Consider the following 17319-nt stretch of genomic DNA (forward strand, 5'->3'; position numbering starts at 1 on the left):
CTCCGCCTTGGTTCGGCGAAGCTTGAAGAACAGTTTCTTCTGAGCCGTACCGGTCCCCATCTTCACAAGCGACCAGGCGCGCAGGATGTATTCCTGAATGGAGGCCCTGATCCACCACATCGCATACAACAAGGCGAAAGCCGCGCTCCGGATCGAAGCGCTTCACCGCCTGCATCAGGCCTACGTTTCCTTCCGAAATGATATCCGCTATTGGAAGTCCGTAGCCTCGGTATCGCATGGCGATTTTAGCAACGAGGCGCAAATGGCTGGTGACGAGATGGTAGGCGGCCTCGCGGTCCCCTTGCTGACGCCACCGATTGGCATAGTTGAGTTCCTGCTCCGGCTGCAGGATCGGAAACTTGCGAATCTCCGAAAGATAATGGGAAAGTCCGCGGTCAACGGATGGCAACGAAATTGCTGAAGTCCTTTCCATTTTTACACCTCCGCCTTGGAACAAGTCCTCGATGGCCATGGCGCACATCAAAATGCGAAAACCCGTCTTAGGTTTCAGCTCAATGCAAAAATTTGCCGTCTCGCCAAAAGTTTTCGTGGTAGTGGTCGGTTCGGGCGGAGATCCCGAGGGTCCGGGCGGGTCGACACAGTCCGCCTATCACAAGCATGAGCGCAGTTAGCGCTATGCCAGCATGGCTAGGTCATCATCGGGAGGGTGCAAGTTGGATTCGTGCGAGTCGCACGAAATGTAGCCATCGCCTTTGGCTATCCGCGCGAGCGCTCTTGAAGGAATAACAGCGGGTCCGGAGACCTTTGGCTATCCGCGACAGGCGCCGTTTTGAACGGCGGGCGATGGCTTCGCGCACTCAACCGCACCCAATTCTTTTTGTTCCAGTGGAGTGCCCGATGCGAAGGCGTCCAGGTGGAAATCTCGCCCTCGGTCTGAAAATCTTCCCAAAACGGCGGGAACGAGCGGTTGAAAAAGTGCACTCACCGGAAACGGGTGAGTTGTCAGCGCGTACCGACGCGGGCAGAAACCGGAAAAATGCTCCGCGTCCAACATCCCCGTTTGCGTCCGATTGTCGCTCGGCGGTAGTGGTCTAACGCTGCTCCATGCCGCTGGTTGCAACTCATCGCCTAAAGATGCGGTGCAAGGGCGCATTAGAAAGCGGCCTGAGCTGAAGACCACACTTGGAGGGGCCAGCCTTAAAGACGCGTACAGGAACGTTCGACGTCGTCGAGTATTTAGACACCTTAACGGAGGATTTGCAGATGGGGATTTTGCCTCGCGTAGCGATCGTCGGTCGACCCCCGACAACGCCCCAAAGATTTGGATCGGTGATGTTAAGCAATCCTTCGAACTAACTTCGATGCAACGCATAGGCGACCTGACCGGGCTGATTCCTAAGTTCGATTTTTCGGTCATGGGACGAAGGTCTTCATCCAGGCAAGCGGCAATTCGAGGACAACTTGGACAGATTACTCTTAATCGAATGGGCGGAACTGATAATTCCGACGCATTCCATTGCGGAGATGATATTGCGGGGCACAGTAATGTACCTGTCGCTTTTCATTATCTTACGCTTTGTGATGGTGCGTCAGACCTCAACCATTGGAATTGCCGACATACTTGTTATCGTCGTGATAGCCGACGCCGCACAGAACGGATTTGCCAGAGAATATAAGTCCATTACTGAGGGTATAGTTCTGGTCCTCACTATCGTATTCTGGAACCTGTTTCTCAATTGGATCAGCTACCGCTTTAAAGTGTTTGAGCGGCTTTTATCTCCTCCGCCGCTTCCGCTTATAAAAGGTGGCAAGATGAATCGTCGTAATATGCGCCAGGAGTTTATTACCGAGGAAGAGCTAAGGGGTCAGTTGCGACAACAAGGAGTCTCCCAACTCGCCGAGGTTCGAGAGGCCTGTTTGGAGGCAAACGGAGAATTGAGTGTGATCAAATCGGATTCAAAGGAAAGCTCGAAACCGAAATCACGAGCTAAACCCGGTTGAGATAACGCGAGCGAATATGCGCCGGGAGAGCAGGGCCTATCGATCCTCTCTCCAGCGACGCTCTCTAGGGGGCGATTTGCTTGAGACGTCGCTCTCGGTCCTGCCGCGCCCAGTAATGCAAGTCTAGTGGTACATGCTGGGAATCGGGGCCAAAACAGGCCAGTAGCGTCGCTCAGGCGGGGTTTCACTGAATGCTTCTCACAAGGATCTTTTCGGTTGGCCAATCGGAGGCTGGCGGCGAATAAGCCGTACCGTCTCAACTGCCCGGCAAATGCCGCACCGGTAATGAATGAGGTCGTTGCCTTCGTCGTCCGGGTCGGCCTTCTCGATCTTCATCGTCTGCATGCAAACAATGCACGTGATCAAATCCAGCAGTGGGCTACGATCGTCGTTCAGGGGAGGACGATGATCACTCATTTGCGTGCTGTCACAGCTTGCACTTGTTCGCTTCCTCGAACTCGCGTTCCACGCACGAAAGGCGGCCGGCGCGCTTGCAACGGTGCACCGGCCGGTAGCCCTTATTCGACTTCGATACGCTCGACTGCCGCCGGCATCTGGGCAACCGACATCAGGCTGCGTGCCACCTGATTGAGCAGTTGATCGGAGTTTTCCTCCTCCGCCAGAGATTTTGACAGCAATTCCACCACGGCGCTGTGGCGCAGTTGCTGGGCAAGGTTCTTAGCGGTCGTGTACGCGGAAATCTCGTAGTGCTCGACCCGCTGCGCCGCCCCGATTAGGGCGAGATCGGCAAGCGCGTCCTCCTTGTCCGCGCCTTGCTCCATGACTTCCTGGCCTTCCTCCACCAGACCCATCATGCCCTTGCACGGCTTGGCGCGGGCGGTCTCGCCGAGCAGCGAGAAACATTCGTTGAGCCGCTCGATCTGCTCCTCGGTTTCGATCAGGTGCTGTTCGAAAAGCTCTCGCAGGCGATCGAACCGCGCCGCCTTGGCCATTTTGGGCAGCGCCTTGGTCAGTTGCTTCTCTGCGTGCAGGATGTCCCGCAATTCGTCGACCAGAAGCTCGGCCATGCCCTCTGGCGCGAGGGGAGGCGAACTTTCGGTCTTGATCGGATGCGCGCCGCCATTGATGCCGGCCTCAGACTGCGAGAAGGCGGGCGCTTCCACGAATTCCCAGTCGCCGCCCTGGTTCCAGGGACCACGCGTGTCGATCTCGCCTTCGTCGCCGGCTCCGGTGGAATCGTTGAAGAACTGATTTACCAGCCCCGGCGTCGGGGCGAGCTTGCCGATGCTGAACGCCGGCTTTTTCATGCTTTCCAGGGCTGCGGCAAAAGCCTTCATGTGGGTGATTTCCCGGGTCATGAGGAACTGAAGCGCATCCTTGGTGCCGGCGTCGTCGCAGAAATTGATGAGCCGCTCGTAGACGATCTTTGCCCGAGCTTCCGCCGCGATGTTGCTGCGCAGGTCGACGTCGAGTTCGCCGGTGATCTTAAGGTAGTCCGCGGTCCACGGATTGCCTTGCGAGTTGAACAGATTGACGCCGCCGCCGCCGGCGATCGCAATCAGCGGGTCGGTTTCGGCTGCCTGGCGGTCGAACTTCGAGGGTTTGAGGTGCATGCGCGCCAGACATCCGACGATTTCGAGATGGCTGAGCTCTTCGGTCCCGATATCCATCAGGAGGTCCTTGCGGTCAGGGTCTTCGCAATTCAATCCCTGGATCGAGTACTGCATCGCTGCAGCCAGTTCGCCGTTGGCGCCGCCGAACTGCTCCAGCAGCATGTTGCCAAATCGAACGTCCGGCTCGTCGACGCGCACGGTGAACATCAGTTTCTTGACGTGATGATACATGATTATGCCGCCTTCTGTTCGATCGCGAGATACTGTTGAGTCACCTTTGCAACGTTGGCATCAATCCAGGCTGCCATGCGCTCCTCTTCCTTGAGGTTCTGCTCCAGCAGGGAGCGAGAGCCGCCTTGACCGGCGCTGTCGCATAGCGTCAGGAGCGATTTATATGCGGCGATCTCGAAATGCTCAAAAGCGTTATTGGCAAAGGTGTTCTTGAGAATTTCGTCTCCAGCCATGGCATGGGTCATTGCCATCATGTTGGCCATCACGGATTGCGCAGTGTCCTTGAGGGTGGAGTTGCTTTCTCCGCACGCTTGCAGGCATTGCTCAAGACGACTGAGCTGGTTGTTGGTTTCTGCCAGATGTTCTTTCACCCGCGCCCTTACCTCAGGATAGTCGGTCAGTCGTTCCGATTGACGCTCCATCAGTTCTCTCGCCTGTACTTCCATCGCGTGCGCATTGCGCAGGCCGACGACGTATACGTCCTTTGCTGTGGTGGTCATTGCCGTCTCCATTGTTCGTAGGAGACCGTCCAACGAGACGCGCCGCTCATCGTTCCTATTGTATCCGCGCGCTTCTTTAGGACGAAGATGATCCTTGTATCCGCCCATCCCGCACGCGGTACATGCCGCCGCGGCATTAGATAAGCCGCGTCGCATTAGCTGCCACTTGCTTGCGATAGAAGTCGATGACCTCGCCCGTGGTCTTGCCGCCCATCAAGCATCGCGCTAGCTTCCACTGCGGCATCGATCTTTTCGGAAACCATCAGTTGCGTCTCTTTCGCAGCATGAACGCCGCCGGTAGCGATCTTCCATAGGCGCATGTCGATGACGTTCTGAGCTTCGACCGCTAACATGAGGGCCGGATAGAAGGGGTAAAATAGCATCTCGCTGTCTCCTCACAGCGGGAGCGCTGCAACTGCTCAACAGTCTGGCAACTCAATGGTTGCTAAGTGCGGGTCGGAGGCCGACTAGCGCCGTTGGTGGTCCATTGGCGGGCTATGTACACTTTTGTACTGACTTGCCTTACTCGCGCCAGCAATGCGCGCTGCTCTTTGGGTTCGAAGGTCGCAATCCGACGCGCCTCTTGCCATCAACCAATAGCTCAGTTCGCAGTTGGGCTTCCTCATCATTGTCGCATGGAATCTCGATGCGGTTGCGGATATGGCCGGCGTCGCCCACGACTTAGGCGCAATACCTCCGAGTCATGGCAACTAGGTGGGTCGCTGTAGTCCGGGCGACTTTAGCCAATCACTCATGTGAGAAGCCGCTTCAGCCTGCCGAGCCCGCTTGAGAAGAAGTTCCCGGGCCAAACCCGGCGGGGCGTTCTCCGCGGCCTCCCTGAAGCGCTGAGCTTCCTCGGCTAGTCGTTCTTCAAAAGTCTGAGTGTGCTTAAAACGGCGGCGTTGCTGCGGCATCGCGCTGGTCTTCTTCCGTTGGAGTAAGGCGGGAGCGCAGTTGGCGTCCTCACCACCGAAAGATGCTTAAGCCCTTACGGCGGTGATGAGCTTAGGCTCTATGGTTCGAAACTCTATAACAACGGTTAACTTTCGGGAGATTGTTGCCATAGGAACAACGCGTCCCCGCGTCTGTTCGGATTGGATGACGCGCTATTCCTTTCAGATTACGAACGGCCAGAACTTTCTACACTCGGAAGAACTCGCGAGCGACGCGGCGGCATGGCATGAAGCCATTCTCACTGTCAGGGACATTGAATCGACGCTCTCGTCAGAAGGCGGAGACTGGTCGCTTGAGGTCAAGCGGGAAGAAAAACCGATTTTCAGAATCGACGTTACCGCCCGAAGGATTGAACCTTAGTTCCCCGGATACAGATGCAAATAAGATGGATCGAATTCAGCCAACTTCTCCAGTTCCGGAGGGTCGACCAGGCGGAAATTCGTTCTTTGAACCTCAATCAGACCCTCTCTTCGAAGCTGCTGCAGTACTCTGTTGACATGCACAGTCGAAAGACCCAGGCAGTCGCCTAGATCGGCTTGGGTAACGGGCAACTCGAATTCCAACTCCCGCGCACGACCAATAGCGTTAAGCCTTCGATGGAGTTCGAGCAGCAGGTGCGCCATTCGAGCATCCGCAGATCTACGACCCAGACTCAGGAGCCATTCTCTGAATATCGCAGCATCGATCAGTGTTTCTCTCCAGAGGGCGGCAGCAACGTTAGGGCGCTCCCTGTTCAGCCCCATCACCGCGGCATGGGGTATAAATCCCAGCGTGCAGGGGGTTAGTGTCGTAAGATCGTGATCCATGACCTTCAGATGAAGGCTTTGGAGATCCGGAACCTCGCCGGGAATGTGAATGGAAAGAACCTGGCGCTGGCCTTCGACGGTCGTTTTCGAGCGAAAGGCAAAACCTTCCCCGATCAAACAACACTCGTGGGGACGCTGACCATCGGACACGATGGCTTCCCTCGCCTTGAACTCGCGTTGGTGTATGGGCAGCCGTCGGAGCGCCTCGATGTCTTCCTCATCGAGAAAGTTGGAGACGGTGAGTTTTGTTATCAACGCAGCCGCTAGATGTGCCGTCATCGACCGTCCTTGCTCGGGACCCGAACCGGAGTCCTAGGACGTCCAATGTCGGTAGATGATAACAGCGGCGAGCGAGCTGGGTTCCGGAACCCCCGGCCAGGCAGAGCGGCGACCGTGGTGCTGACGATGTCAGCCGAACAGGCCCGCGTCGGCCGACGCGAACGGCGACAATGCGCGCAACGGCGCGATAAGAAGCGCACCCAGCTAAGACGAAGCTCGGCAGCGCCACCGCCAAGCGCAACAAGGCGCAATCCGCAGTCCTTTAAAGATCGGGTGTCGCACCTTGCGCTCGGCGGACTTCGCCCTGTACTCGATCTCGACGAGTAGGTGGGGCTCGACCCAAATTCCCATATGGGCGATGCGCTTGGCATAGGGCTGGGTCTTGCGGATCAGCGGCGTCAGGCGGCGTCGCAGTTCGGCAGCAGACGTTTTGTCGAATCCGTGGTCGACTTTGCCGGCGTAGATCAGGTCGTTGCCCTTGCGCCGGCCGACATAGATGCCGTCCCAGTCGTTGCCGTCGAGGGCGAAGCCGGCGATCGTCAATGTCTCCCGCTGGGCGCAGGTTTTCTTGGTCCAGTTGTTACCGCGGCCATGAATCCAGGGAAGGGCGCCTTGACGCCGATCGCCGCCGGTTTCCTGCGCTGAAAGGCCATGGGTCACACCAGATGTGTCGGCAGCGGCGGCTGCACGTCGTGGTAGCGTTCGAAGCGGTCGGTGAAGTCTTGCAGGAAAAACGGGATGTCGCGCCCCTGCAGATCGCAGCGCCGGCGCAGCTCATGGGCGACGTCCTCGGAAACGTCTTCCGACCAGCGCTCGGCGGTGTTGAAGGCGATAACGCGGATCGGGTTGCTATATTGCCCCGTGAGCAGGTCCTGGATGACCGTCTCGAGGTCGGTCGTCTCATAGTCGGTCTCGCACCAGGCGCGGCCGAGCTTGCCGAAATTATCGGCCACCAGGTAGACCGTCTGTCGTGGCCGTTGGGCACGATCGACGGCGTCCAACTGGACTTACGCATCAAAGCAACTCCACGCAACAGACCCCGGATTCAAGCGGACCCGCGCCGATTCGTTCCGGCGGCCGTGTCGGTCCCGGGGCTCTTAATTCCCTGAACGCAAACCTCCCCAAAGGCCAAGAAGGAAGTAGGCTAAGAGAACCAAAAAAGGCCATCGCAGCCCCCAGATATTTCGCCTAATGCGAACTGGGATGGCGGGTTCGACACGCAACGGGGCTCGCGGGTGCTCAGATGACGGATGATCCACGGGGCTGCACGCTTTCCGGCGTGGCGGCCCGACCATCGCTTTGACCCTGTCACTGCCGCTGCAGCGAACACCCGAAGGTCGTTCTACACGGCAGTGGGGGGAGGCAACCATATTTAAAAGAATGGGTCCCGCGCAGACCCTTTGACGAACGGGTGGTTTGATAGCCGGCGGCTGACCATCCGGTCAGCTAGGTGCATCACCCCGACCATTGCGGCGAGGGTTACCAGGCCGCAGAGCGTTGCGACAATCGCGAGCATGGCCGCCTCCTTTAGTTCGGCGAATGCAGTTCCTCAGACGCGAGCCATTCGTCAACCTGGGGCAGGATTTCCAGGCCTTCGGCTCGCTTCAACTCAGCAAGCCGGAACAGGCCAAGCACGACGATTGTCGGGATCGATACGGCGGCGGTCGCCAACGCCATTAGTTCTAACATGATGGCCACCCGATCTTGATTGCCCCTACAACGCCCGCACGCGTTCTCTGTTCCTCCATTGGAACCTTTTGCCCGGTTGCGTGCTTTTCCCGCAGCGGTCAAGGAGACGACAGAATGGCAGTCAACAAGCCGAAAGGCGACAATGCCCGCAAGGGTGCAGTGAAGAAGCGATCGCAGTGAAAACCACGCTCGGCGGCGCCGCCGCATGGACCAAGCGCAGCAAGAAGGGCGGCGAGTTCATGGCAGCGAAGAAGCCGGCAAAAAAGGCTAAGGCGGCGCAAAAATTCAAGGGAGTGCGGGTCGAGAAAAAGCGGGCGCGAGCGGCCCGATAGCCCGCGATATTGCGAGGTGTGTGATGACACGCAATCGGACAAGGCCATCGACTTCATTGGAAATGCGCCTTCTGAAGTTTGCGGAAGACGCGCGAGCTGCGGCCGGCCGCATCAAGCCTGGTCGAGAACAGGACGTTTTGATTCAGAAGGCGCGGAAGGCGGAGGCGATGGCCGATGCCGAGAACCGGCTCAAGACGCTGGCATATGAGACGGCCCCAGCGCGGGAGGCAAGCTGAGGCCGTCGGCTTCGAGAGGTCGTGCCGGAGGAGCTGTCCGGCACAGGTTTACAATTTCGAAGGCCGGCGCTCGTTCCAACCACGACGGATTGGCAAGATGCCCGCCTCATGTGACTTCAGGCGCGCTGGGCGGTGGCAAGCCAAAATCCTTAGCCTGCTTAGCTGCTAGCTTCCGGTAGGCCGACGCTTGCTCCAGCAACTGCGTTCTGAAGATCGAATCTTGCTCACCCGCCGCCAGGCGTTCTAATGCCACGGCCCGATCCAGATATTCCGTAAGGAGCTTCATCGGAAAAGATTAGTCTTTAGGTTCGGACCAGCTGCGTTCGACATTCAAACATTCGTACTGTGAGCCACGCGTTGAGTCCATTATCTTGCGGACCACTTTGGGCTGTGCTCCACACCGGCATCTGCGCTCCTCGGGCGTCTCCGGTCCTGATAGTTTTTCGCTGCTAAAGTAGTTCATTGCTCACCCCGCCAAAGGTGAGTCAGTAAGTGCTAAAGTGAAATTTGGTTCCCCACTCACTCGGCGGACAAGGCGTCTCACCCAAATGGGTTAGCGGTATGACGCCAAGGGGAGGCCGCACCGTTGCAACGTTTCCCCGGTCTCCCCCGCGGAGCTTTATGAATCCAACCGATAGTGCGAAGTGTCCCCTCGATGCGGGCTCTCGAGACGTCTTGAGGCGTCCGTTGGGGCTTCAACTCAAATGAAGTCCGAACAGATGTCGGCACTCTCATGCACATCAAATCAAGTTCTCGTTCGAAAGAATGAACTGAATTGGCGGCCGAAATGGGCCGTCCAAGCACAACGCCACCAAGCTGAATGATGCTTGGCGGCGCTGCACCAGATCTGGGAATTGCGATGCCCCAGTCGGAGAATACGTCCGTGAGAGGACAAGGTTGCTTGGAATCGGGAACAAGTGGCAATGACCGAGTTTCGCGTTATTTCGCGGCAAGGCGGCACACGGAACCCCATGCTGGGCCTTCCCATTTTTGGTGGCTGGTAAGGAACGCGCTGGCGATCCCGTCGCGGTGACGGCGATCTGGCGGGCCGAATGGAATTAGATGCGCCCGCGGACGCCATCAAGACAGCAAACGACCTCCGTGACGAGGTTCGAAGCCGCCGGCCATATCCATACGGCAGGAGAATTCCACCATGTCGACCGCAAGAATTAGCGGCCACTGGCAGACGTTACCGCTTAAGATCAGCGAAGAAATGCGCCACAGATGATGACCAGAATGACGAGTGCAAACGCCATCAAAAGCCAGGGCATGTCTTTTCGTTCGCGGGGTGTCATTACTGATCACCGAGATCACATTAGTGGTGTTCATCTCGGGAACAAGTGGCGATGGCAGCGTTTTTGAAGGTTCGGTCTGGGTGGACTGCCGCTTTGAACCTGTTAGGCTCTAGCTGCCCGCTCGCGCGGGTTTTTGGATGCTTATCTCGACTTAGCCCCGCCTAACCGGCGGGGCTTTCTTCCTGACGCTAGGAACGATCCGGCCCGGCAGGAATCGACTCCGCGCTCCCGGAAGACTCCTCAGCCTCCGACCGGGAGAAAACCCCCATTGGGTTGGCGGCCTTGGTGCAGCGTTGCGTATCAGCGCTGGGGCCGTTTGCGCGTGGGTGAAGCTCATCACGGCCCCGCGGCCGGTCAGTATTCGCATTTGGAAATGCCAGTCGTCATCATCGCCGGCGAGGAAGACAGTCGATCGACATCGAAAGTCAGTCGACCCGACTTCACTCCGACCTTGCTCAGAGCAAGTTCCACAGGCTCGCGGGGAACGGCCACATGATCCAACAGACCGCGACGGATCAAGTAATGTCAGCCATACGGGAAGTAGCCGGCGCATCAACGCATCTTGCAGCCGCCGAATAACCATGTAGCCGCGCGTGCAGCTTGTCCGCTAGCGGTGGCCCTTCCGCATCGATCGGCGCCGCCCCCTTGGGGAACAATGATGCGTCACCGGCATTACGTATCGATGGTGCGTCCCCTATTTGAATGTCGAAATAATATAGACCCACGCAAGGCAAGACCCCGACCCAGGAATTCGTTCCGGCGCTTGCCTCCCGTTTGGAACGGAGCCCTGCGCCTTGAATTAACGCCACGTCGTATCGCCCTGACGTCGTGAAACTTGCGATGGTTGGAAGTAGGAACAGGCCTTGGACGGAGGAGGATGATCGCCGGCTGCTTGAATTACGAGACAGCGGCAGATCTTATCTTTCGATAGCGGTGGCCATGAGACGCTCGGCCTCTGCGATTAGAGGTCGTCTGTGTATTGTCCGGGCCCGGGCGAGATCCACCCCAAGCTCGCTGAAGACCGATGCGTAGCGCCTTACCGCTCCGGCCGCTCACCCATTTGGACGAAAAACCCGTGGCTCCCGCGATGCTACAGGCCAAGGGTGCGTTTTCATGAGCCGTCCGTGATCGGGAACAAGTGGCAATGCCCTGCGTTGATGGTTTGTCTGAAAGGACATTAGGACACGGACAACTTAACCGGCCCCAGCGCGCTTCCCCCTTAGCGCTGGGGCCGTTTCTTTTGCATCAAGCTTGAGACCTTCCGCACTGCCCGGCCTTTGGATCCAGAATTGCAATGGCTCATCTGCGTTCGCCGCTTCTTGGACTTCAATCCTGCTCTTCGATCATTCTGACGGTGTTTAATCGGACGGCAATTCATCTCCAACGATAAGGGACGACCGCACGTTTCGCTTCTCAAATCATTGGTCTGTTTTTTCCATTAAATGAGCGCCGGCCCTACACCATGATTTGTCGGGAAGCGAACACATCTGTCCGAACCATTTGATGTCGGCGGAGTTGGTTCCAATGCTACGATTTCCCAGATCATCAACTCGGCCTGTTTAGCTGGATCGCTGTTGCTACCGGCCTAATCGTCCGCGCCCGGTAAAGTTCAGATCGCTTAGGAAAAAACATGGAAGCGCAAGGTGACAGCCTGTTTGAGGCGGCTCCTGTTCCGAAGATTTCCGCAAGGCCCCTGGGGAAGTCGGGCATGCCAGTCTGGGATGCGGAACAGTTACGTTTGGCGATTGCTGCTGCGGGAGTCGCACTGTGGTCGTGGAACGTAGACACCAATCGCTTCACGATGGACGAAAGAGCCTTCCATCTTTGGGGCGTGCCGCTCAGCGGATCCGTGACGTTCGATGACCTTTCTTCGCATATTCATCCCGCGGACCGCGACCGCGTGAAAGCCGCTTTTGCGGCCACACGCGCTATCATCGGCGCCTATGAAATCGACTTCCGAATCATGGTCGGCGAGGAGGTGAGGTGGGTGTCGGCTCGAGGCCAGGGCAACGATGCGGATATCGTCGGTCGTATCATGTACGGGATTTTCCTCGACGTCACTGGACGTAAGCAGGCTGAGGAAGGTCACGAGCTACTGGCGGGTGAAATGAGCCATCGGGTGAAAAATCTGCTAGCCATTGCATCCGGTCTCACGGCCATTACTTCGCGGTCCGCAAAGACAACGGCCGAAATGGCGAAAGAACTAACACATCGGCTCACCGCGTTGGGTCGCGCCCATGATCTTGTCCGTCCGCTTCCAGGTCAGGGAGGAAAAGCTGCCCTTCTCGGCGATCTGTTGACGGTACTGCTTGCACCATATGACGACATGGGGGCGTTTAGCGGTCGCGTCCGAGTGTCAGTCCCTCGCATGGGCGTGGGCGAGCAAGCAGCCACAACGCTCGCGCTCGTTATTCATGAACTAGCCACCAATTCTCTAAAGTATGGCGCGCTATCTTCACCGACTGGCACATTGGATATATCCTGCGCTGCTCATGACACTGAGGTGGTGGTAGTATGGACTGAGCGCGGTGGCCCGCCGGTTGCGTCTCCGATTGGGAAGGCGGTTATGGAAGCAAGCTGCTCAATCGCGGCATGACGGTCCACCTTGGCGGATCAATTTCATGCGATTGGAGCGCGGAGGGTGTTATTGTGACGCTTCATATGACCAAAGATCAGCTCGCCAAGTAGAGACGGGACGATGCTGCCGGTCCCAAACCGAGCCAGTTCTTATTTGCACTTTCGATGCCGGCTATAGGGGTAGCAGCGCAGCTCGGAATAGTCCTTGCATCGCATGTAACGCTCCGGAAAGCCGGTTTCACCGGCCCTGCCGAGGGCGCGAAGGCGAGCTACGAAGTCGTTGCGAACCGGGGCAAGGAATCCGCGGAAAATTTAAAAGTACGATGAGTAGCCGGGAACGCTTCTGCTTGTTCCGCAGTTATTTGCCGGTGACAGAATCCTTGCGAGGAGCGGGACAGTCCCTGCTAAAGGCCATGCGGTGTAACGCCCGTGTGGCCTTAGTCCTGAGATGAGGCGGCCCGACGGTGAGCTAAGGAGATGCCGCCTAGCCTAACCGCGGGGCAGGATACGCGCCCAACAACGAGACTACAAATCCAACGCGCCGGTTCCATCATTGTGCCTTGGCCTCGGTCGGTTCGATGTATTCGCGGTGGAGAGAGGTTAAATTCCGATTACCATCGAAACGAACAATTACGATGCTGCTGTCGGGCCGTCGGTTGATGACCGTACCGACCTTGCCTGCGAGCCCCGGGGCAACGTTCAGCACCAAGCGTGCTTTAACGAAAGCGATCGCCAACCTGGGGTGTCTCTTCGGTGTCGGCCAAAGGATCGCTTTCTGCAATCGATTGATTAGGTTGATTCATTCCGGCCTTATCGGTTCCAATCGTCTGTAGGTTCGAACGACGAGTTCGCATCATTTCTCAGTATGGCTGGAGGTGGATTTTGTCCGGGCTGCCCGGGGCTCGGACGTTTCTAATTGCAGAGATCGAACGTCTCATGGCCACTGCTATCGAAAGATAAGATCTACCGCTGTTTCGTAATTCAAGCAGCCGGTGATCGTCTTCTGCTGTCCAAGGCCTGTTATTATCTCCCACCATCGGCAAAGTCTTTACGCACCAAACAACAATCGGAACAGAGAAAAGCGAGCAGAGAAATCGAAGTCAGTTTGATTTCTCATTCGCCAACCGCCCGCGATCCAGGGCGACTCGTGCTGCGGTATGAGCTTCAAACAAAAATCGTCCGGCCTCTGTTGTGGCCGATGGGTTTCGGTCGATATGAGACCCGTTCAGCGTGACTGTGCCGTTTGATAGAATTGGAAATTTGAAGACGTGGCCGTGCCTCACATGAACAACCACGACCTCTTTTTCGGAAACTGATGTGGTAAATTCAGGATCGGGCATGATCCGCTGGCCCTGCGAGCTCGGCCGAGAACAGCGGCGTCGCGAACCTGGGCTGCCTTCTTGAGAGCGTCAAGTTGCTGAGGACCGGAAGGCAAGCACCGGGCGTCCATTAGGGCCTTGATTGCCTTTGCGCTCAATTCCTTGTCGGGAAACGTCCTCTTGGCCATAGTCCTTCTCCTCAAAGACAATTCACGCTGGACGCGCCGAAAATGGCGCCAAGACTCCCCGATCGAAGATACTGATTCTTGGAGCCACCGGCGGTACCGGCCGTCTCATCGTCGACCAGACGCTGGAGCGCGGGCAGGAGGTCACCGCGCTGGTGCGGTCACCGGAGAGGGCGAGCTGGTTGAAAGGTGCCAGACTTATAGTCGGTGACGTCCGCGATGAAAAAGTGCTGCGGGAAGCCCTCAAAGGTCAGGACGCGGTCGTCAGCGCGCTGGGTACACCGGCGAGCCTCTTCCGTGAAGTAACGCTTCTCTCGACCGCCACGCGAGCGCTTGTCAGAGCGATGAAGGCCGAGCACGTCTCTCGCCTGGTGTGCATCACGGGGATTGGCGCCGGGGATAGTGCCGGACACGGTGGCTTCCTATTCGACAACGTGATCTTTCCGCTTCTGCTGAAGAAGGTCTACGCAGACAAGAATCGGCAGGAAACGATCGTCAGAGACAGCGGACTTGACTGTATCCTCGTTCGTCCCTCCGTCCTGAACGATAAGCCCGGGCACGGGTCGGTCCGGGTCCTGGCGGATCTTTCAGGCTTCCATGGCGGAAGCATATCGCGAGCAGACGTTGCGACGTTCGTCTTGGATCAACTGCATGCCGATGCTTGGCTGCATCGTTCCCCGTTGATCACATGGTGACAACGGTTGTCGCATCTAGGGGTGGTTCGAAATGGATCCTGCGTACCAGTTCGAAAAGCAGTCTCCATCACAGCTTGGTCGATGGTGCCGATTGATCGATCGATTGCCTTGCCGAGGTAGTCCGCGCTCGCTGCGGCAGGGACCGACACCGTCGCCGCTCGGAACGCAGCGTAAATTTAATTGCCACTCCTATATCAGAGCACTCGTGACCGACCGCTGTTGGCGCAAAGCAGCCGCTGAGATGTGTGAAGCTTGATCTAGCTAACTCTCGATGGCTGGCCCCAACTCAAACTCCCCCATGAATGGATTGGATAGATTGTTCAATCTCTTCAATCAGTTGGAAGGCGGCGTGAGCACGACGTGTGCACCGACCGATCAAGGAAAATCTGCCGGCGACGAGGTGCGATGCCGGCGCAGGTTGCGCTCGCTTGGCTGTTGAAGAAGTCCCCGGCAATCGTTCTTATTCCAGGCACATCGTCGCTCCAACATCTAGAGCAAAATATAGCCGCCTGTGATATCGAGCTGTCCGAGCGGAATATGCAAGTGCTCGACGGCCTGGGTGTGACAGCAGGTAGATGAAACAGAGATCTGCATCAGCAAAAGAGTGCTAGACCTGTTTGTCGTGATCGATTTCGATGTGCGTTGGGTTGCTCGAAATCTTCTCGTTGCGCGGCCTGCCGATCTTCTCGACGACGAAGTCGATGAATGCGCGGACCTTCGCGGCTGGATGTGGGCCTCCCGGGTACAATGCGAAAAGTGAAAATGATTGTCCTGGCCAGTCGGGCAGGACGTCGATCAAGCGGCCGCTGGCAAGCAAGTCTTGCAGACCGACGGCCTTAACCCGTGCAATGCCAGCTCCGGCAAGGCAAGCTCCAATTACTGGCCCAAATTCGGTGACGACAATGCGGCCCGTTGTCCGAACAGAAACGACCTTGCGTCCTTGCCGATATTCCCAGTCCTGGAGGGGGTCGCCGCTTAAGGCATTCCTCACCTGAATGCAATTGTGCGTGGTCAGTTCCGAGGGATGCTTGGGCTGTCCAAACCTTTGGATGTAGGATGGGGAAGCAACCGTCACGGTACGAGTTTCGAGGAGTTTGCGGGAAACGAGCGAGGAGGAAGGCGGATTTCCGAAATGAATGGCGATGTCGAACCCTTCAGCGACAAGATCTCCAAGCTGATCACGCGCGATAAGTTCCAGCGAAAGCTCCGGATATCGCTCCAGAAACTCGCCAGCATGCGGAGCGAACATCGTGGTCGCAAAAAAAGCGCTGACGTTAAGCCGAAGGCGGCCCCGAACCGCGGCCGAGCAACTCGCAGTCTGAGTGAAAGCATCTTCGATGCCAGAAAGCAGCGGCCCAATCTCACCGTAAAGGCGCCGGCCCTCATCGGTTAAGGACACCGAGCGCGTTGTTCGATCGAGCAGCCGAACTCCCACGCTTGCTTCGAGGCGCGCAACGGCTCGGCTCACGCCAGACCTCGTCAAGCCCAATGCGTCGGCCGCCCGCGCGAAGCTGCCTCCCTGCACGATCGCTGCCAGGACACCTACGTTCGCTACCAAGCGGCCATCGAACTTCATGCCCGCCTCCCACCGTTCGATTAATGAACTAATGTTTCAGAAATGTTGCGAGCCTGTCAACAATTGGCTTCGACTACGATAACCAACCGCAATTACGCTCTCGACGGCGGGCTGGCAGCTCACGCCGGACATCCGATAGGTGCCGAAGCCAAGTCTTGGGATTGAGACGCCTTGGTGACGAAGCTATGCTTTGAGGATCTCATCACGTCTGTCCGTCGAAAGAAGACCGGCGATGACTGCGTCCGCGTCAATGCGTCCCTTGATCGCCTCCGCGCCCCGTTCTTTGAACTCGATCCAGCCCTCGTTGAAGCCGTCAAGCATGCTGATGCGTGGCTGGGGGTTCTTCATTCCTTGCGAGCGGAAGAGCGTTTCCCAAGTGTCGCGAGGCACGGATTGGACGCGTACGACCTTTGCCAAGGCGCGTCCGAATGACATTGCGAGATCATTCGGCGAAATGCGGCGTGGACCTTCAAGCTCGACGATCCGCTTTCCGCTCCAGCCTTCCTGAATCAGTTCAGCCGCTACACGTCCGACATCCCTGGTGGCAACCATCGGAAACGGCCTGTCCGCCGGTTGCAGAAAGCTCTGAATGATGCCGGCGTCGCGTGCAGACGTGACGTCCAACAGTGCGTTCTCGATGAACCAGCCTGGCCGCAAGATGGTCAGCGGCAAGCCGACTTTCGTAATCGCGTCCTCCATCATGGTCCGTTGCGACAGGAGGTTATCCTTGATCGCGTCGGCGCCAATTGTCGACAGGCAGACGACTCTACCGGGCTCGGCAGACTTGAGCGCGCTTACAACGTTGCTAATCACACGTTGAGCCTCGGGGTATCCAGGTTCGGGATCAAATTCCGAGGGGGGAAGAATAAAAGCAGCTGTTGCTCCGGTGAAGGCGCGGGTCAAAGCGGCCGCGCTTTCCATTTCGGCAATTGCAACCTGACACCCCAGTTCGGCCCAGGCGTCGCCCTTGCTCTCGTCTCGCACGACGGCCCGAACCGGTTGGCCCTGGGCTAGAAGTGTGCGGGCGAGTTCTCCTCCGACTTTCCCCGTGATACCCGTTATGGCGTACATCATAGTTCTCCATTCGCGTGCTTATCTTTGTTGGAGTG

At 57.5% G+C, this 17319-nt stretch carries 15 protein-coding genes and 3 pseudogenes; 6 read left to right on the top strand and 12 right to left on the bottom strand.

What is annotated here, in order from left to right; translation table 11 throughout:
* Window positions 1–433: pseudogene (locus JQ574_RS06705) on the bottom strand (sigma-70 family RNA polymerase sigma factor); the annotation flags it as partial.
* A 1073-nt stretch (window positions 434–1506) separates the two neighbouring features.
* Between JQ574_RS06705 and JQ574_RS06710 the strand changes: the two are divergent.
* Window positions 1507–1962: a DUF421 domain-containing protein gene (locus JQ574_RS06710; RefSeq protein ID WP_249119164.1), complete on the top strand. Its 456-nt coding sequence runs from the start codon at window positions 1507–1509 to the stop codon at window positions 1960–1962.
* A gap of 518 nt (window positions 1963–2480) precedes the next feature.
* On the opposite strand, the gene JQ574_RS06715 is transcribed toward JQ574_RS06710, so the two are convergent.
* From JQ574_RS06715 to JQ574_RS06725, 3 genes are all read right to left on the bottom strand, one after another.
* Complete coding sequence (locus JQ574_RS06715) at window positions 2481–3767, bottom strand: DUF892 family protein (protein WP_212210726.1); 1287 nt, start codon at window positions 3765–3767, stop codon at window positions 2481–2483.
* A 2-nt stretch (window positions 3768–3769) separates the two neighbouring features.
* Window positions 3770–4267 carry a ferritin-like domain-containing protein gene (locus JQ574_RS06720; RefSeq protein ID WP_212210727.1) on the bottom strand — a complete coding sequence of 166 codons (498 nt, stop codon included), beginning with the start codon at window positions 4265–4267 and terminating at the stop codon, window positions 3770–3772.
* Between the two features lie 155 nt (window positions 4268–4422).
* Window positions 4423–4650 (bottom strand): hypothetical protein, encoded by a 228-nt coding sequence (locus JQ574_RS06725; protein WP_249119165.1) that lies wholly within the window; start codon window positions 4648–4650, stop codon window positions 4423–4425.
* A gap of 715 nt (window positions 4651–5365) precedes the next feature.
* Here JQ574_RS06725 and JQ574_RS06730 point away from each other — a divergent pair.
* Window positions 5366–5581 carry a DUF6894 family protein gene (locus JQ574_RS06730; RefSeq protein WP_212210728.1) on the top strand — a complete coding sequence of 72 codons (216 nt, stop codon included), beginning with the start codon at window positions 5366–5368 and terminating at the stop codon, window positions 5579–5581.
* Here JQ574_RS06730 and JQ574_RS06735 read toward each other — a convergent pair.
* From JQ574_RS06735 to JQ574_RS06750, 4 genes and pseudogenes are all read right to left on the bottom strand, one after another.
* Window positions 5578–6306: a Crp/Fnr family transcriptional regulator gene (locus JQ574_RS06735; RefSeq protein WP_212210730.1), complete on the bottom strand. Its 729-nt coding sequence runs from the start codon at window positions 6304–6306 to the stop codon at window positions 5578–5580. The genes JQ574_RS06730 and JQ574_RS06735 overlap by 4 nt on opposite strands.
* 204 nt (window positions 6307–6510) lie before the next feature.
* Window positions 6511–6897: pseudogene (locus tag JQ574_RS06740) on the bottom strand (hypothetical protein); the annotation flags it as partial.
* A gap of 65 nt (window positions 6898–6962) precedes the next feature.
* A complete protein-coding gene (locus JQ574_RS06745; protein WP_249119167.1) occupies window positions 6963–7307 on the bottom strand; it encodes a hypothetical protein in 345 nt (114 codons plus the stop codon).
* Between the two features lie 526 nt (window positions 7308–7833).
* Window positions 7834–7995 (bottom strand): hypothetical protein, encoded by a 162-nt coding sequence (locus JQ574_RS06750; RefSeq protein ID WP_212210732.1) that lies wholly within the window; start codon window positions 7993–7995, stop codon window positions 7834–7836.
* A 176-nt stretch (window positions 7996–8171) separates the two neighbouring features.
* Between JQ574_RS06750 and JQ574_RS06755 the strand changes: the two genes are divergently transcribed.
* Together JQ574_RS06755 and JQ574_RS06760 are read left to right on the top strand one after the other, a co-directional pair.
* A complete protein-coding gene (locus JQ574_RS06755; RefSeq protein ID WP_249119168.1) occupies window positions 8172–8327 on the top strand; it encodes a hypothetical protein in 156 nt (51 codons plus the stop codon).
* Between the two features lie 3239 nt (window positions 8328–11566).
* Window positions 11567–12546 (top strand): annotated as a pseudogene (locus JQ574_RS06760) (sensor histidine kinase).
* 439 nt (window positions 12547–12985) lie between these two features.
* Here the strand turns inward: JQ574_RS06760 and JQ574_RS06765 are convergent.
* Together JQ574_RS06765 and JQ574_RS06770 are read right to left on the bottom strand one after the other, a co-directional pair.
* Window positions 12986–13171: a hypothetical protein gene (locus tag JQ574_RS06765; protein ID WP_212210734.1), complete on the bottom strand. Its 186-nt coding sequence runs from the start codon at window positions 13169–13171 to the stop codon at window positions 12986–12988.
* A gap of 364 nt (window positions 13172–13535) precedes the next feature.
* A complete protein-coding gene (locus tag JQ574_RS06770; protein ID WP_212296619.1) occupies window positions 13536–13775 on the bottom strand; it encodes a hypothetical protein in 240 nt (79 codons plus the stop codon).
* A 187-nt stretch (window positions 13776–13962) separates the two neighbouring features.
* Here JQ574_RS06770 and JQ574_RS06775 point away from each other — a divergent pair, with 187 nt between their 5' ends.
* The gene (locus JQ574_RS06775; protein ID WP_212210879.1) at window positions 13963–14634 is read left to right on the top strand and encodes an NAD(P)-dependent oxidoreductase; all 672 of its coding nucleotides are present in this window, start codon (window positions 13963–13965) and stop codon (window positions 14632–14634) included.
* Window positions 14635–14994: 360 nt separating this feature from the next.
* Window positions 14995–15213, top strand: coding sequence for an aldo/keto reductase (locus JQ574_RS06780; protein ID WP_312014763.1), 219 nt, complete (start codon window positions 14995–14997; stop codon window positions 15211–15213).
* A gap of 28 nt (window positions 15214–15241) precedes the next feature.
* Here the strand turns inward: JQ574_RS06780 and JQ574_RS06785 are convergent, their stop codons facing one another.
* A complete protein-coding gene (locus tag JQ574_RS06785; RefSeq protein WP_212210738.1) occupies window positions 15242–16210 on the bottom strand; it encodes a LysR family transcriptional regulator in 969 nt (322 codons plus the stop codon).
* Window positions 16211–16393: 183 nt separating this feature from the next.
* Window positions 16394–17284: an NAD(P)H-binding protein gene (locus JQ574_RS06790; RefSeq protein WP_312017855.1), complete on the bottom strand. Its 891-nt coding sequence runs from the start codon at window positions 17282–17284 to the stop codon at window positions 16394–16396.
* Window positions 17285–17319: the final 35 nt, after the last annotated feature.

The sequence above is a fragment of the Bradyrhizobium sp. AUGA SZCCT0158 genome (assembly GCF_018130065.1).
Lineage (GTDB): Bacteria > Pseudomonadota > Alphaproteobacteria > Rhizobiales > Xanthobacteraceae > Bradyrhizobium.

Coding starts and splice junctions, on each gene's coding strand:
- JQ574_RS06710 (WP_249119164.1), top strand. CDS start 1,507: ATGTACCTGTCGCTTTTCATTATCTTACGCTTTGTGATGGTGCGTCAG.
- JQ574_RS06770 (WP_212296619.1), bottom strand. CDS start 13,775: ATGCCCGATCCTGAATTTACCACATCAGTTTCCGAAAAAGAGGTCGTG.
- JQ574_RS06785 (WP_212210738.1), bottom strand. CDS start 16,210: ATGAAGTTCGATGGCCGCTTGGTAGCGAACGTAGGTGTCCTGGCAGCG.
- JQ574_RS06715 (WP_212210726.1), bottom strand. CDS start 3,767: ATGTATCATCACGTCAAGAAACTGATGTTCACCGTGCGCGTCGACGAG.
- JQ574_RS06750 (WP_212210732.1), bottom strand. CDS start 7,995: ATGTTAGAACTAATGGCGTTGGCGACCGCCGCCGTATCGATCCCGACA.
- JQ574_RS06725 (WP_249119165.1), bottom strand. CDS start 4,650: ATGCTATTTTACCCCTTCTATCCGGCCCTCATGTTAGCGGTCGAAGCT.
- JQ574_RS06735 (WP_212210730.1), bottom strand. CDS start 6,306: ATGACGGCACATCTAGCGGCTGCGTTGATAACAAAACTCACCGTCTCC.
- JQ574_RS06790 (WP_312017855.1), bottom strand. CDS start 17,284: ATGATGTACGCCATAACGGGTATCACGGGGAAAGTCGGAGGAGAACTC.
- JQ574_RS06730 (WP_212210728.1), top strand. CDS start 5,366: ATGACGCGCTATTCCTTTCAGATTACGAACGGCCAGAACTTTCTACAC.
- JQ574_RS06720 (WP_212210727.1), bottom strand. CDS start 4,267: ATGACCACCACAGCAAAGGACGTATACGTCGTCGGCCTGCGCAATGCG.